Source organism: Teichococcus coralli (genome assembly GCF_009829925.1).
Classification (GTDB): domain Bacteria; phylum Pseudomonadota; class Alphaproteobacteria; order Acetobacterales; family Acetobacteraceae; genus Pseudoroseomonas; species Pseudoroseomonas coralli.
The window spans coordinates 139,632-154,557 of sequence record NZ_SNVJ01000012.1 but is presented as its reverse complement, the minus strand read 5'-3'; the positions used below and the strand labels follow the sequence as shown (position 1 = coordinate 154,557).

General features: G+C 72.2%; 13 protein-coding genes. 8 read left to right on the top strand and 5 right to left on the bottom strand.

The features are described from left to right. Positions 1 to 244: 244 nt before the first annotated feature. Positions 245 to 1,135 (bottom strand): LysR substrate-binding domain-containing protein, encoded by an 891-nt coding sequence (locus E0493_RS14795; protein ID WP_160937900.1) that lies wholly within the window; start codon positions 1,133 to 1,135, stop codon positions 245 to 247. A gap of 111 nt (positions 1,136 to 1,246) precedes the next feature. Between E0493_RS14795 and E0493_RS14790 the strand changes: the two genes are divergently transcribed. Next, a complete protein-coding gene (locus tag E0493_RS14790) occupies positions 1,247 to 1,483 on the top strand; it encodes a DUF1127 domain-containing protein (RefSeq protein WP_160937898.1) in 237 nt (78 codons plus the stop codon). A 22-nt stretch (positions 1,484 to 1,505) separates the two neighbouring features. On the opposite strand, the gene E0493_RS14785 is transcribed toward E0493_RS14790, so the two are convergent. After that, the gene (locus tag E0493_RS14785) at positions 1,506 to 1,835 is read right to left on the bottom strand and encodes a hypothetical protein (protein ID WP_160937896.1); all 330 of its coding nucleotides are present in this window, start codon (positions 1,833 to 1,835) and stop codon (positions 1,506 to 1,508) included. A gap of 276 nt (positions 1,836 to 2,111) precedes the next feature. On the opposite strand from E0493_RS14785, the gene serA reads away from it, so the two are divergent. The 4 genes from serA (at position 2,112) to E0493_RS14765 (ending at position 5,077) form a co-directional block, all read left to right on the top strand. Continuing rightward, the gene (gene serA / locus E0493_RS14780) at positions 2,112 to 3,359 is read left to right on the top strand and encodes a phosphoglycerate dehydrogenase (RefSeq protein WP_160937894.1); all 1,248 of its coding nucleotides are present in this window, start codon (positions 2,112 to 2,114) and stop codon (positions 3,357 to 3,359) included. Positions 3,360 to 3,487: 128 nt separating this feature from the next. After that, positions 3,488 to 3,670: a CsbD family protein gene (locus E0493_RS14775; protein WP_160937893.1), complete on the top strand. Its 183-nt coding sequence runs from the start codon at positions 3,488 to 3,490 to the stop codon at positions 3,668 to 3,670. 111 nt (positions 3,671 to 3,781) lie between these two features. Next, a complete protein-coding gene (locus E0493_RS14770; protein WP_235913791.1) occupies positions 3,782 to 4,723 on the top strand; it encodes a hypothetical protein in 942 nt (313 codons plus the stop codon). Positions 4,724 to 4,771: 48 nt separating this feature from the next. Continuing rightward, positions 4,772 to 5,077 carry a CsbD family protein gene (locus E0493_RS14765; protein WP_160937891.1) on the top strand — a complete coding sequence of 102 codons (306 nt, stop codon included), beginning with the start codon at positions 4,772 to 4,774 and terminating at the stop codon, positions 5,075 to 5,077. Between the two features lie 83 nt (positions 5,078 to 5,160). On the opposite strand, the gene E0493_RS14760 is transcribed toward E0493_RS14765, so the two are convergent. The 3 genes from E0493_RS14760 to E0493_RS14750 are packed head-to-tail and all read right to left on the bottom strand — an operon-like array spanning position 5,161 to position 7,764. After that, the gene (locus tag E0493_RS14760) at positions 5,161 to 6,051 is read right to left on the bottom strand and encodes a polyphosphate kinase 2 family protein (RefSeq protein WP_160937889.1); all 891 of its coding nucleotides are present in this window, start codon (positions 6,049 to 6,051) and stop codon (positions 5,161 to 5,163) included. A gap of 22 nt (positions 6,052 to 6,073) precedes the next feature. Then, positions 6,074 to 6,544, bottom strand: a complete 471-nt coding sequence (locus E0493_RS14755; RefSeq protein ID WP_160937887.1) for an OmpA family protein — start codon at positions 6,542 to 6,544, stop codon at positions 6,074 to 6,076. Further along, entirely contained in the window at positions 6,541 to 7,764 is a 1,224-nt protein-coding gene (locus E0493_RS14750; RefSeq protein WP_160937886.1) for a cupin domain-containing protein, read from the bottom strand. Before E0493_RS14750 ends, E0493_RS14755 begins: the two co-directional genes overlap by 4 nt. 164 nt (positions 7,765 to 7,928) lie before the next feature. Between E0493_RS14750 and E0493_RS14745 the strand changes: the two genes are divergently transcribed. From E0493_RS14745 to E0493_RS14735, 3 genes are all read left to right on the top strand, one after another. Beyond that, complete coding sequence (locus tag E0493_RS14745; protein ID WP_160937884.1) at positions 7,929 to 12,605, top strand: NAD-glutamate dehydrogenase; 4,677 nt, start codon at positions 7,929 to 7,931, stop codon at positions 12,603 to 12,605. Positions 12,606 to 12,733: 128 nt separating this feature from the next. Next, positions 12,734 to 14,140: an MFS transporter gene (locus E0493_RS14740; protein WP_160937882.1), complete on the top strand. Its 1,407-nt coding sequence runs from the start codon at positions 12,734 to 12,736 to the stop codon at positions 14,138 to 14,140. Beyond that, a complete protein-coding gene (locus E0493_RS14735) occupies positions 14,137 to 14,724 on the top strand; it encodes a histidine phosphatase family protein (protein ID WP_160937880.1) in 588 nt (195 codons plus the stop codon). Before E0493_RS14740 ends, E0493_RS14735 begins: the two co-directional genes overlap by 4 nt. The last annotated feature ends 202 nt before the right edge of the window (positions 14,725 to 14,926 follow it).

Genomic DNA, 14,926 nt, shown 5'->3' with positions numbered 1-14,926 from the left:
GAAAACCCGATGCAATTTTCAATCAACATGCCTTCAGGAGCCAAACCCCTGTCAGGCAACCCCCAATCACCGAAAGCGAGACAAGGCGGCGTTTCACCACCAAATCCCTGCTTCGCATCAGCCAATCAGGAGCCGTTCGCCGTTTGGCCTTACCAACCGGCGGCGTGGGGCGGCTTATATGGCCGCTTCCCACACCCGTCAAACCCTTTTTTCCGGCGTTCCGCCTCCGAGACGGAACTCGCCCTCAGCTTGCGGAGGCCGGCAAGCCCCCTGCCTCTCGCCGGAAGCTATCGATGATATGCCGCTCCAATGCGCGGGCGGCCCCGCTGTCGCTGCCCTGCGCCAGCGCGATCTCGAATTCCGGCAAGGGTGGCAGTCCGTCGGAGGCATTCAGCACCCGCAGTCCTTCCGGCAAGGGTCCTGCCAGCCCCACCGTGATGGCCAGCCCCGCCAGCACAACCGCATGCGTGCCCATTTGCGACTTGGAGGTGTAGGTCACGCGCCAGGGCAGGCCCGCACCATCCAGCGCCGCCGTCGCCGCCCGGCGCCAGATGCAGCTTGGCTGCGCCAGCGAAAGGCGCAGCGGCACCTGCCGGTGCACGGAATGCGCCGCCGCGCCGACCCAGTGCAGCGGCCCCCGCCAGAGCGGCAGCCCGGCCTGCCCCCTCTCGTTGCCGGCGGAATAGAGGGTGAGGTCCAGTTCCTCACGTTCCAGCCGTTCCAGCAACTCGGTCGACGGCGCGCAGACCACCTCGATCTCCACCGCCGGGTGGCTTTCGGCGAAGCGCGCCAGGATCTCGGGCAGCCACGTCATGACGTAGTCATCGGGCGAACCGAGGCGCACCGGCCCTGCCACCTCGGCGCTTCGGAAGCTGGCGATGATCTCGTCATGCATGCTGAGCCAGGGCCGGGCACGTTCCAGCAGCCAGGCGCCATGCGACGTCACCGCCAGTCCCCGCGGACCACGCGCCAGCAGCTGGCGGCCAAGGAGTTCTTCCAGCCGCCGCATTTGCATGGAAACCGCCGACTGCGTCCGTCCGACCCTCTGCGCAGCGCGCGTGACACTGGCGCCCTCGGCAATCAGCACGAAGGAGCGCAGCAGGTCTGGATCAAGCCCGGGCGGCAGGGAAAGCATGGCTAAATATCAGCGCCATTGATGCTCACTGTCAAAACAATTCGTTTTTCTTATTTCCCTACCGAACCCATTCTGCGGCCGTTCCAGCTCGCCATTGGAAAGGCACGCCTCATGTCCGCCCTGCTCGGCTCCCCCTCCCCCGCCCGGCCTGCCAGGCTCGCGCACCAGCCCGCCCTGTTCCCGGAAGGCTGGACCGCCGTCCTGCACCACGCCTTGCGCGTGCTGGAGACCCGGCGCGAGCTCGCGTCACTGGACGAGAGGCTCCTGCGCGACATCGGGATGACGCGGGCCGAGGCGGCGCTGGAGGCACGCCGCGCTCCGTGGGACACACAGCGCCAGCGAGGCTGATCTCCCGCGGCGCCACAGGTTGTCAGGCTGCGCGCCGCAGTTCCGGCTCGGCGCGCAACAGCGCGGCGGCCCAACGCGGCCCTTCCGCCAGGAGGCGGTCCAGCTCTGCCGGGGGCAAGCCTTCCACGTGTTCGCGCGCGGTGATCGCCCTGGGATCCCAGCCGGCCATGCCCGCGGGCACCGGCAGCACCATGTCCACCATCTCAAGCGCGCCCCGCGCCGTGCGAAGCAGCCTTGCCGCGGCCTCCAGCCGTACCTCCTCGGCAAGCTGGCCTTGGGCGAGCTGCGCCAAGGCCTTCATCACCGCCTGCCGGCGCGCCGCCGGCGGAAGTCTCATCGACGTGGTCGCCATTTTGGGATCTCCGGATGCCGTCCCCGATTCATGCATGGCGGGGCGGGGTTGTCTTCCCGCGACAGGACCATGGCGGCCCGAAACAGCAAGACAGGATGGAAGCTTTTCCTTTTCGCCTGCCGCATGGGCTCCATGCGCCGCCACGGACTTGCCGGGGGCAGCCCCTGCAGCCTTCGCCCTGAAGCCAAAGCCGGTCCATGCGCCGCCTCCGGAACGCGGGACCGGCCTGCCAGTTTCGCACTTCACGAAACCGCTTCGCACAGGCATTGAACCGCCATGCCGAACGACCGCATCTCCCTCCCCAAAGACCGTATCCGCATCCTTCTGCTCGAAGGCGTGGCGGAAAGCGCCGACGCGCTGTTCGGCGCGGCCGGCTACGCCAGCATCCAGCGCGAGTCGAAGGCGCTTGAGGGCGAGGCGCTGAAGGCGGCGCTACAGGGGGTGCACCTGCTCGGCATTCGCTCGCGCACTCAGCTCACCCGGGAGGTGCTGGAGGCGGCGGACCGGCTGATCGCCGTCGGCTGCTTCTGCATCGGCACCAACCAGGTGGACCTCGGCACCGCCAAGCGGCTCGGCATCCCGGTCTTCAACGCGCCCTTCTCCAACACCCGCTCGGTGGCCGAGCTGGTGATGGGCGAGATCGTCATGCTGCTGCGCCGCATCCCCGACCGCTCCCGCGCCGCGCATGACGGCGGCTGGGACAAGTCGGCCGAGAACAGCCGCGAGGTGCGCGGCAAGACGCTCGGCATCGTCGGCTACGGCAATATCGGCAGCCAGCTCTCGGTGCTGGCCGAGGCCTTCGGCATGCGCGTCATCTATTATGATACTGTGCCCAAGCTGCCGCACGGCAACGCGGTAGCCGCCGCCAGCCTGCACGACCTGCTCGGCGCCGCCGACGTGGTCAGCCTGCACGTGCCCGAGACGACCGAAACCATCGGCCTGATCGGCGCCGCCGAGGTGGCGGCGATGCGGCGCGGCGCCATCCTCATCAACAACGCCCGCGGCCGGGTGCTCGACCTCGATGCCGTGGCCGAGGGGCTGCGCAGCGGCCACCTGCTCGGCGCCGCGGCGGACGTCTTCCCGGAGGAGCCGAAGCGCAACGGCGAGCGCTTCGTGAGCCCCCTGCAGGGCCTGCCCAACGTCATCCTGACCCCGCATATCGGCGGCAGCACCGAGGAGGCGCAGACCCGGATCGGCGAGGAGACCGCCCGCAAGTTGTCCGACTACTCCGATACCGGTGCGACGCTCGGGGCGGTGAACTTCCCCGAGGTGACGCTGCCGGCGCGGCCCAGCGGCACCCGCTTCATGCATGTCCACCGCAACGTGCCGGGCGTGCTGGCGGCGATGAACGAGGTGTTCAGCCGCTTCAGCGTGAACATCAGCGCCCAGTACCTGCAGACCGATCCCGAGATCGGCTACGTCGTGATCGACGCCGACGGCGTTCCCGACCCCGAGGCGGCGCTGGCGGCGCTGCGGCAGATCCCCGGCACCATCCGCGCCCGCCTGCTCTACGAGCGCAGCTGACCTGTGCGGCGGCCACGCAAGCGTGGCCGCAACCCTGACCTTCGCCGACCGTTTTCCCTGCATCCCCCGCATGCCGGGGAAAAGGACGGCAATCTCGCCGTCAAGGCATGAAGCGCAGGAGAAGGTCGATGGACAAGGATCGCGTCGAGGGCGTGGCCAAGCAGGCCAAGGGCGCCGTCAAGGAAGCCTTCGGCAAGGCGACGGGCGACACCAGCACCGAGATGGAAGGCAAGGCGGACAAGGCCGAAGGCAAGGTGCAGAACGCCGCCGGCGGCCTCAAGGACAAGATGCGCGACGCCAGCAAGCCCTGAGCGAACAGCGGCTCCGCCACGGCCGGGCACGGGCCCGGCCGTCAACCCGCGTGTCCGGGTGGGGCCGCCTTGCCGCGGCGCCTTCCCGCGAACTGCCTGAAGGCACTCCGCATGAGCACCGACTTCGCTGCCAACACCCCTGGCCGCAGCGCCTCCGCCGCATCGTTGGCCGTGGCCCCACGCCTGCTCAGCCGCGTTTCCTGGGGCGCCGTCTTCGCCGGCGCCGTGATCGCGGTGGTGGTCGGCGCCGGGCTGAACATCCTGGGCGCTGGCCTGGGCGCCAACCTGGTGGACGCCACCGCGCGCGACACCCCGAGCGCCAGCAGCTTCGGCATCGGCGCGGGCATCTGGATGCTCGTCTCGCACCTGATCGGCCTCGCCTTCGGCGCCTATGCCGCCGCCCGCCTCTCCGGCACCGCTGATCGCACGGATGGCATGCTGCACGGCCTGGCGATGTGGGCCACCGCGGTCCTTGTTGCCGGCTTCCTGGTGGGCAGCGCGGCTGGCAGCGTTGTCAGCACCGCCGCTTCGGGCATCACCGGCATGATCGGCAGCACCGCCCAGGGCCTCGGCAACCTCGCCGGCGCCGCGGCAGGCGAGGCGGCCGACCGCACCGATACAGGCACCATCCAGTCCCTGACGCAGTCGGCGGTCGACCGTGCGCGCGACGCGCTGACCGCCAGCAACGCCGACCCGGCGGCGATGACCAGCGACCAGCGCAAGGCCGAGATCGGTCGGCTGATCGGGCGGCGCATCACCGACGGCAACCTTTCCCAGCAGGACCAGGATCGCCTGGCGGCGCTGGTGGCGGCCGAGAGCGGGATGAGCCCGGATGAGGCGCGGGCGCGCATCGGCCAGGTGGAGCAGCAGGCGCAGCAGGCCGTGCAGCAGGCCGAGCAGCAGGCGCGCGAGGCGGCCGACGCCGCCGCGACCGCCGCCGCCACCGCCGCCTACTGGATCTTCGCCCTGCTGGTGCTGGGCGCCATCGCCGCCGTGCTGGGTGCCCGCGCCGGCACGCGCCGCGCCCTGGCGCCCGACTACGTCGCCCGCTGAGCCTGCCGCCAAAGGCAGCCTTCAACCCAAGCGAAAGGAGTGACAGCCATGAACAGTGATCGCATCGAAGGTTCCATGGAGGATTTCGCGGGCCGTGCCCAGGAGGGCATGGGCGACCTGACGGGCGACCGCGAGCAGAAGGCGCGCGGCGTGGTGCGGCAGATCGCCGGCCGCGCGCAGCACGCCTATGGCGACGCCCGCGACTATGCCCAGCACGCCTATGACGACGCGCGCCACTACGCGCAGGATGCCGGCGAACGGGTGGGCCGCGTGGTCGAGCACCAGCCGCTTACCTCGCTGCTGGTGGTCGGCATCCTCGGCTACATCCTCGGCCTGCTGACGCCCCGGCGCTGAGGCCTCGCAGCCGGCGCCGCGCCTTCGGGCCGGCGCCGGCTGGCGGCCCGAAGGCCTTCTCCGCCCTCAGGCCTTCTCCGCCCTCAGGCCTTCTCCGCCCGCAGGACCTCGCCCGCCGCCTCCAGCCGCTGCAGCCCGGCTTCGTCCAGTTGCGGATAGGCGGGCTTCAGCGCTTCCAGCGCCTCCAGCATCGCTTCCACCACCAGCAGCCGGGTCAGCCACTTGCGGTCGGCCGGCAGCACGTACCATGGCGCATGGGGCGTGGCCGTGCCCCGGATGGCCGCCTCGTAGGCTTCCTGGTAGGCGTCCCAGTGGTTGCGCTCGGCGATGTCGGAAGGATCGAGCTTCCAGTTCTTCGAAGGCGTCTCGATGCGGGCCAGCAGGCGCTTCCGCTGCTCCTTGCGGCTGACATGCAGGAAGAACTTCAGCACCACGTAGCCCTGGCGGCGAAGGTAGCGCTCGAAGGCGCAGATATCCTCCATGCGGTGCGCCCAGAAGTTCTCCGTCACCACTTCGGCCGGCAGCCGCTGGCGGTCCAGCACCTGCGGATGCACCCGCGCGACCAGCACCTCCTCGTACCAGGAGCGGTTGTGGATGCCGATCTGCCCCCGCGCCGGCAGCCGCAGGATGTGCCGGCGCAGGAAGTCCTGATCCAGTTCCTCGGGCCCCGGCGCCTTGAAGGAATGCACCGCGCAGCCCTGCGGGTTCACCCCGGAGAAGACATGCTTGATGGCGCCGTCCTTGCCGGCGGTGTCCATCGCCTGAAAGATCGCCAGCACCGCATGGCGGTCCTGCGCCGCCAGCCGGTCCTGCAGCTCGGCCAGTTGCAGCACCCCTTCGCGCAGCAGGGCCGGCGCATCCGCCTTGGAAAGGCCGTCGCCGCTGCCGCGGGTGGAGAAATCCGCCAGCCGGAAGCCCGCGCCATCCTCGACACGGCAGGCGGCGGCACGGACGCGGGCGATCTCGCGGGACATCGGCGCTTCTCCCAGAAGGTTCTCAAGGCGCGGGGGAGTCGGCGCCCCCGGCCGGCGCCCCCGGCAACACGACGATCACCACGCTGCGCGACTCCCGGTTGGCGGTGCGGTTGCTGAAGCCGGGATTGCGGGCCTCCGCACGGATGCGGTCACGCGCGATGCCGTATTCCACCGACAGCATTTCCGCCACCTCGCGGGCGCGGCGGGCGGCGAGCTGGGTCCTGGTGGTCTGCCCGCCCTCCCGCACCGCATGGCCGAGCACGCAGATGTTGCGCTCCGGCGCCTCCTTGGCCAGCGCCGCCGCCGCCGCCACGGGGGTGCGGGCCGCCTCGCCCGGGCGGGCGCTGCGGGCGGCGAAGGAAATCTCGAAAACGTCGTCCTCCAGCCGCTCGGCGCCCACGCAGTTGAACTCGCGCGGCTGCGCCCCTGCCGGCGGGGCAAGCCCGAGCAGCAGCAGACCGGCAAGCGCCGCCGGCAGCAGGGCATGGGTCATGTCGGGGCCAGCACCCCGGCGCCGGCCAGGCGCCGCAGCAGGGCCTCGGCATCCACCGCCGGATGCGCGGAGCGCAGCTCGGCGGCCGTGCCGTCCGGCCGCGCCAGCAGCCAGTTGGCCGCCTCCGCCTCGGCCGGGGCCAGCGAAACCGCGCCGGCGGGCGCCTTCAGCACCCATTCGGCGCCGCGGCGCACCGCCTTGCTGCCGGGCGCCACCACGCGGAAGGCCTCGCCGCCCTCTTCCGCCGCACCCCCGGGGGCGGTTGGCGCCGCCAGGCCGCGCGCGGCGAGCAGGTCGTTGCCGCCACGCTGGAAGCGGTAGTCCGCCACGAACTTCGCCAGCACATCCATCACCTTGGGGTCCCGCGTCAGTTCCGAAAGGCGCTGGCCGAGCTGGGCCGCGCGGCTGGTCAACGCGAAGCGGGCAGCGGCGGTTCCATCCTGGCGCGGAAGCGGCTTGCGGAACTCCACCTCATAGAGCACCCGTTCCAGCAGGATGTTCATCAGGTCCATCCCCAGTGGCGAATGCACGCCATAGGCGATATGGACGGAGGCCGGCGCCTCGGCCAGGGCGTCGTGGTACCAGCCGCGCGGCAGGTAGAGCAGGTCGCCCGCCTTCACCGTCACCTTGCCGCGCAGCTTGCCGCGGGCGCGGTCGTGATGCTCCTGCGGGAAGCGGAAGACGGGATGGGCGATCGGCCACTCGGCGCGGCCTTCCCAGATGTTCCAGGTCTTCTCGCCCTCGACCTGCACGGCCCAGACGTCATGCGTGTCGAAATGGCTGCCGAAGGCCTTGTGGCTCTGCCAGGAGATGTAGACGTTCGCCTGCGCCTTGCCGAGCCCGGCACTCTCCAGCGCACCGGAGACGGCGGCGAGGCCGGGGGTGAGGCTGTCCACGTCGTTCATCACGATGGAGGCGCCACGGGCGACCCATTGCGCCACCTTGGCGGCCTCGGGCTGCTGCACGGCAGCGCCGTCGCGCCCGGTGGCGCGGCCGCAATACTGCTCGGGCGGCACCGGCGTGCCGTCCAGCACCAGCTTCAGGGATTGGCTGGACCAGATATGCGTCTGGTCCAGCAGGCGGTTGATCTGGCGCCAGGAAAGCACCGAGGCGAACTTCGCCGCGCCGCCCTGCACATGCAGCGGCTGCTTGTCGTGGTACTCGGCGAAGAACTGCTCGGGCGTGACGGGCGCGAGGAGGTCGGCGAGGGTCAGGTTCATGGCGCCGCACGATAGCGCCGGAGCGGCAGCTTGGACACTCCGCCGGCGCACCATGCGGCCGCCGAAACTTTACGCAAGATGCCCTCGGTCAAGGCACAATGCGGCTTGATCCGGACCAGTCGCGACCCGATCCTCTGGCGCAGGATTCAAGAGAGGAGACCGGCATGCCGGATGGCCAAAAGGGCGCGGGCGGCGCCCGGGCGGAACTGCTGCGCGCGACGGCGGAGGCCTTGCGGCGGCAGGCGCCCGGCCTGCCCCCGGCTGCTGCCGGGCTGCTGCACGCCATGGCCGAGGCGTTGCCCACCGCCGAGCTGGCCGCCGAGCCGCCGGAGCGCCTCGCCGCCGCCGCCGCCAGCCTCTTCGCCCTGGCCAGCCAGCGCCGCCCCGGCACCGCCAAGGTACGGCTGCAGCCGCCCGGTCCCGGGCGCGGCGCCGTCGCGGTGGCGGAGATCGTCAGCGACGACATGCCCTTCCTGGTGGACAGCGTGCTGGCCGCCCTCGCCCTGTCCGGCCGCACCGTGCGCCGGCTGCTGCACCCGGTGATGCGCGTGACGCGCGATGCCGAGGGCCGGCTGCTGGACTTCAGCCCCGCCGGCGCGGCCGAGAGCATGATGCATGTCGAGATCGCCCCGGCCACCACCCGCCTGCTCGGCGGCGGCGCCCACGAGGCCGGCTGGGAGGCCACCGAGGCGGCGGTGGAGCGTGCGCTGGCCGAGTTGCGCCTCGCCGTGACGGACTTTCCCGCCATTCTCGGCCGCCTGCACGCCGCCGAGGCCGAGATCGGCTCCGATGCCGGCGGCGCGCAGTCCTTCCTGCGCTGGATGGAGGAGAACTTCGTCTTTCTCGGCCACCGGCTGATCCGCTTCGACGGCACGGGGATGGCGACGGGCGCGGAGGAGCACCTCGGACTGCTGCGCGACGAGTCGCTGCCGGTCTTCGACGCGCTGCGCGACCTCGGCGCCATCCCGCCCGGCATGCTCGCCTCGCTGCGCGGCGGCGGCCCGGTCGCGGTGGCCAAGGCCAACATGCGCGCCCGGGTGCACCGGCCGCAGCATGCCGACGTGGTGGCCACCCGCATCTTCGGCCCCGACGGGCAGGTGACGGGGCTGCGGCTCTTCCTCGGCCTCTTCGCCGCCTCGGCCTACAACCGCAACCCACGCTCGATCCCCTGGCTGGCCGACAAGGTGGCGCGCATCCTCGACATGGCCGGCGTCAACCCGGACAGCCATGACGGCCGGGCGATGCGCAACATCCTCGACACCTGGCCGCGCGACGAGCTGTTCCAGGCCGACGAGGCCGCCATCCTGGACGGCGCGCGGCGCGCGCTCGACCTCTCGATCCGCCCGCGCCCGGCGCTCTACCTCCGGCGCGACCCCTTCGAGCGCTTCGTCTCCGCCATCGCCTGGCTGCCGCGCGACACCTTCGACACCCAGCTGCGCGAGCGGGTCGGCGCCATGCTGGCGCGAGCCTTCAACGGCCGGCTCTCGGCCTTCCACATCGCGCTCGGCGACACGCCGCTGGCGCGCATCCACTACATCATCGGCACCGTGCCCGGCGCGGTCGGGCAGGTGGAGGACGCGGCGCTGGAGGCGGCGGTGGCGCAGGCCGCGCGCTCCTTCACCGACCGGCTGGGCGAGGCGCTGACCGCCGAGCTGGGCGAGGCGCGCGCCGCCACCGCCCTGGCACGCTGGGCCGACGCCTTTCCCGACGCCTATGCCGACCACGTCGCCGCCACCACCGCGGTCGCCGACCTGCACCTGGCGGAGACGGCGCTGGAGGCCGGCCGCCCCGCCGCGCGCATCGAGCGCGTGCCGGGCGCCGAGGCGCGGGCGCTCTGCCTGCGGCTGGTGCATCCCGGCGGGCCGCTGCCGCTGGCCGACGTGCTGCCGCTGTTCGAGAGCCTCGACCTGCGCGCCATCGAGGAGCAGCCCTTCCACCTGCGCGTCGGCGGCGCCACCGAGGCGGTGCTGCACGTCTTCACCCTCGATTCCGGCACGCCCCTCGAGGAGAACCGCTTCCCCGCCCTGCTGGAGGCGCTGGCCGCGCTGCAGGACGGCCGCGCCGAGGTGGACGGCTTCAACCGGCTGGTGCCGCGCGCCGGCCTCGCCTGGCGCGAGGCCTGGCTGCTGCGCGCCCTGTTCCGCTGGCTGAAGCAGGTCGGCTTCGCCTTCGCGCAAGGCTCCGTGGAGGCGGCGCTGATCGCCTATCCCCGCGCGGCGCGCCTGCTGGTGGACCTGTTCAACACCCGCTTCGACCCCGCCCGCGCCGGCCAGGCCGCGCTCGACGAGCCACGCTTCGACGCCGAATGGGCGGCGCTGATGGAGACGGTGGAGGATGCCGATGCCGACCGCATCCTGGCCCGCCTGCGCACCGCGATGGACGCCCTGCTGCGCACCAACTTCTTCCAGCAGAAGCCCTATCTCGCGCTGAAGTTCGACAGCGCGGCGGCCGGCGAGATGCCCCTCCCCCGCCCCTGGCGCGAGATCTTCGTCCATGCCCCGCATATGGAGGGCTGCCACCTGCGCGCCGGGCCGGTGGCGCGCGGCGGCATCCGCTGGTCCGACCGGCGCGAGGACTTCCGCACCGAGATCCTGGGCCTGATGAAGGCGCAGCGGCTGAAGAACGTCGTCATCGTGCCGACCGGCGCCAAGGGCGGCTTCGTGCTGAAGGGCCACGTGCCCCCGGCGAGCGACCGCGAGGCCTTCATGGCCACCGGCATCGCCGCCTACAAGACGCTGATCCGCGGCATGCTGGACATCACCGACAACCTGCAGGGCGAGGTGGTGCTGCCGCCGCCGCAGGTGGTCCGCCGCGACGGGGACGACCCCTACATCGTCGCCGCCGCCGACAAGGGCACCGCCACCTTCAGCGACATCGCCAATGGCCTGGCCAAGGAATACGGCTTCTGGTTGAACGACGCCTTCGCCTCGGGCGGCAGCCAGGGCTACGACCACAAGGCCATGGGCATCACCGCCAAGGGCGCCTGGGTGATGATCGCCCGGCACTTCGCCGAGATGGGCCGCGACATCCAGGCCGAGCCCTTCACCATGGTGGGCGTCGGCGACATGTCGGGCGACGTCTTCGGCAACGGCTTGCTGGTCTCCCGGCAGACGCGGCTGCTGGCGGCCTTCGACCACCGCCACATCTTCATCGACCCCGACCCGGACGCGGCGCGCGCCTATGACGAGCGGGCGCGGCTCTTCGCCCTGCCCCGCTCCTCCTGGGCCGACTACGACGTGCGGCTGGTGAGCGAGGGCGGCGGGGTCTATCCGCGCAACGCCCGCTTCATCCCGCTCTCGCCGCAGGCCCGCGCCCTGCTCGGCATCGAGGCCGAGAAGCCCGACCCGAGCACGGTGATGCAGGCCATCCTGCGCGCCGACGTGGACCTGCTCTATTTCGGCGGCATCGGCACCTACATCAAAGCCTCCACCGAATCCCAGGCCGATGCGGGCGACCGCGCCAACGACGCCATCCGCGTCGATGGCCGCGCGGTGCGCGCCCGCGTCATCGGCGAGGGCGCCAACCTCGCCGTCACCCAGGCCGGACGGATCGAGGCGGCGCGCTTCGGCGCCGAGGGGCGTGGCGTGCGGCTGAACACCGACGCGCTGGACAACTCGGCCGGCGTCTCCACCTCCGACCACGAGGTGAACCTCAAGATCCTGCTGGCCGACGCCATGGCCGAAGGCGCGCTGACCGAGCGCCAGCGCGACGACCTGCTGCGCGCCATGACCGAGGAGGTCGCCGCCCTGGTGCTGCGCGACAACGACCAGCAGTCCCTCGCCGTCACGCTGGAGGCCGAGGCCGGAGCCGAGGCGCTGCCGGCCCAGGCGGCGCTGATGGTGCGGCTGGAGCATGCCGGCCTGCTGGACCGCGCCGTGGCCGGCCTGCCCGACGGCGAAGCCATGGCCGAGCGCATCGCCACCGGCCTTGCCCTCACCCGGCCGGAGCTGGCCGCCCTGCTGCCCTTCGCCAAGCTCTGGCTGAACGAGGCGATCGAGCACAGCGGCCTGCCCGACGATCCGGCGCTGATGCCGCTGCTCGACGCCTATTTCCCGGCGCCCATCCGGCGGGACTTCGCGCCCTTCATCGCCCGGCACCGCCTGCGGCGCGAGCTGCTGGCCACCATCCTGGCCAACGAGATCGCCAACCGGCTCGGCCCGGCAGGCCTCGCCCGCCTCGCGGCCGATGCCGAGCCGGCCGAGGCGGCGCGCGCCGCCATCCTGGCCGAGCGGCTGCTTGACCTCGGCGCGGCGGCCGACGCCGCCGACACGGCCCCCGCCCCGGCGCCGGTGCGGCATGCGGCGCTGCTGGCCATCCGGCACCTGCTGGGCGCCACGGCGCGGGAACTGCTGAGCATGCCGGAGTCGCGCCAGGGCCTCGACCAGGCTCTGGCCGCATTGCAGCCCGGCATCGGGGCGCTGGTGGCAAGCGAGACCGAGGCGGCGCACCCCGTCGCCGAAGGGCTGCCGGAGAAGGTCGCCCGGCTGATGGCGGCGGCGCCGGCGCTGGAGGCCGCGCCGGCCATTGTGCGCCTGGCCAGCCGGGCCGAGGTGGAGCCCCGGCGCGCGGCGGAAGCCTGGCGACGGGCCGGCGAGCGGTTCCACCTGCTGGCGCTGCGCCAGGCCACGACGCAGGCACCGGGCAGCGGCCCCTTCGTCACGCGCGCCAAGGCGGCCCTTCTGGACGACCTCGCCGACCTGCAGGCGCGCCTCGCCACCGCCTGCCTGCGCGGCGCCCTGCCCGAGGCGGAAGGCGCCATCCGCGTGGCGCAGGAGGCGGCGGCCCGGCCCGACCTGGCCGGCGTGACGGTGGCCGTGCGGGAGATCGCGCGCGTCGCCTGAGGGCAAGCTCNGGCCCGACCTGGCCGGCGTGACGGTGGCCGTGCGGGAGATCGCGCGCGTCGCCTGAGGGCAAGCTCCCGGGGGAGAATGAATTCTCCCCCGGACCCTCTCTTCTTTTTCCTGTCAGTTTGGTCGCGCTTCCGGCATGCGCCCGCGCCGGGACGGAACCTGAACACGGACAGAAAAAAGAAGAGGGCTCGGGGGAATTCCTTCCCCCGAACTTTCTTTTGCCGCCTCGCCAGCCCCCGCCTGGCCGGGCACTCTGCCACCCCATGAAGCATCGCCTGCCGCGCAAGGCTTTGGCCTGGGCGCTCTACGACTGGGCCAACAGCGCCTTTCCGACGGTTGTCTCCACCTTCGTCATCGCCGCCTATTTCACCCAGGGCATCGCCGCCAGCCCGGCCGAGGGCCAGGCGCTCTGGGGCTGGATGCAGACGCTGGCCGGCATCGCCATCGCGCTGCTCTCGCCGGTGCTGGGCGCGGTGGCCGATGCGGGCGGGCGCCGGCGCACCATGCTGCTGCTCTGCACCGTGCTGACCGCCATCGCCACGGCGCTGATCTGGTTCGCCCGGCCGGAACCGGCCTATGCCGCCTGGGCGCTGGCCTGCGTCGGCCTCGCCACGGTGGGCTTCGAACTGGGCACGGTGTTCTACAACTCCATGCTGCCGCAGGTGGCGCCGCCCGAGCGGCTCGGCCGCATCTCCGGCCTGGCCTGGGGGCTGGGCTATGCCGGCGGCCTCGCCTGCCTGCTGCTCTGCCTGCTGGTGCTGGTGCGGCCCGATCCCTCGCCCTTCGGGTTGGACCGCGCCAGCGCCGAGCACGTGCGCGCCACGGCGCCGCTGGTCGCCGCCTGGATGCTGGCCTTCGGCTGGCCGGTGCTGATCGCCCTGCCCGATCCGCCGCCGCCGCGCCCGGCCTGGAGCATCGCCGTCCGCAAGGGCCTTGCCGAGATCGGCGGCGTGCTGCGGGGCCTGCCGCGCAACCCGACCCTCGCCCGCTTCCTGCTGGCGCGGCTGTTCTACACGGACGGGCTGAACACCCTCTTCGCCTTCGGCGCCATCTACGCCGCCGGCACCTTCGGCATGGGCTTCGAGGAGATCCTGGTCTTCGGCATCGCGCTCAACGTCACCGCGGGGCTGGGCGCCGCCGGCTTCGGCCTGGCGGAGGACCGCCTGGGCGCGCGGCCCACCATCCTTGTCGCCCTCTTCGCCCTGCTGCTGCTCGGCGGCGCGCTGGTGCTGACCGACAGCCGCCCGGTGTTCTGGGGGCTGGCGCTGGCGCTCGGCCTGTTCCTCGGCCCGGCGCAATCCGCCTCCCGCAGCTACATGGCGCACCTGGCGCCGCCGGGGGAGGTTTCGGCCTATTTCGGCCTCTTCGCCCTTTCGGGACGGGTGACCGGCTTCCTGGGGCCGGCCGCGCTGGCCGCCGTCACGAGCCTGACCAACAATCAGCGCGCCGGCATGGCGACGGTGCTGGCCTTCCTGGCCATCGGCGCCGGCATCCTGCTGACCGTCCGCGAAAGGCATCCCGCATGAGCCGCGTTGTCTTCATCACCCATCCCGAGGTGGCCCTTGACCCCGCCGTGCCGGTGCCGGACTGGACCCTGTCGGAGAAAGGCTTCGCCCGCATGCGGCGGCTGCTGGAACGCCCCTGGATCAGCGGCATCCGGCACATCGCCAGCAGCGCCGAGCGCAAGGCGCGCGATGCGGCCGGGATCCTGGCCGGCCATCTCGGCCTGCCCGTGCGGGTGATCGAGGATCTCGGGGAGAACGACCGCAGCGCCACAGGCTATCTGCCCAAGGCGGAGTTCGAGGCCACGGCCGATGCCTTCTTCGCCTGCCCTGAACGCAGCATCCGTGGCTGGGAACGCGCGGTGGATGCCCAGGCGCGCATTGTCCGCGCCGTGGAGGCAGCGCTCGCCGGAACGGAGGGTGACACCGCCATCCTGGCGCATGGCGGCGTGGGCGCGCTGTTGCTCTGCCACCTCGGCGGCCAGCCGATCAGCCGCGCGGCCGACCAGCCCGGGGAAGGCGGCGGCAACCTGTTCGCCTTCGGGCGGGAAGACCGGCGGCTGATCAGCGGGTGGCAGCGGATGGAGGAAGCAAGGCTGGGGGAATGAGTTCCCCCCCCTCCCCCGGGCCCGCTTCTTTTTCCTCGCCTTTGCCGCGCCGATGGAAAGCAGCCTCGGGGGCGTTGCCCGACGCCGTGCCTCGGACCCCGAGGCTTCCTCGCCTTTTTGCCGGATTTCAGCTCCCGCCAGTGGCGACATCATTCCGGCCAGCCTCGCGGAGGCCCTCGCCGGGACAGTTCCGGCACGGGCG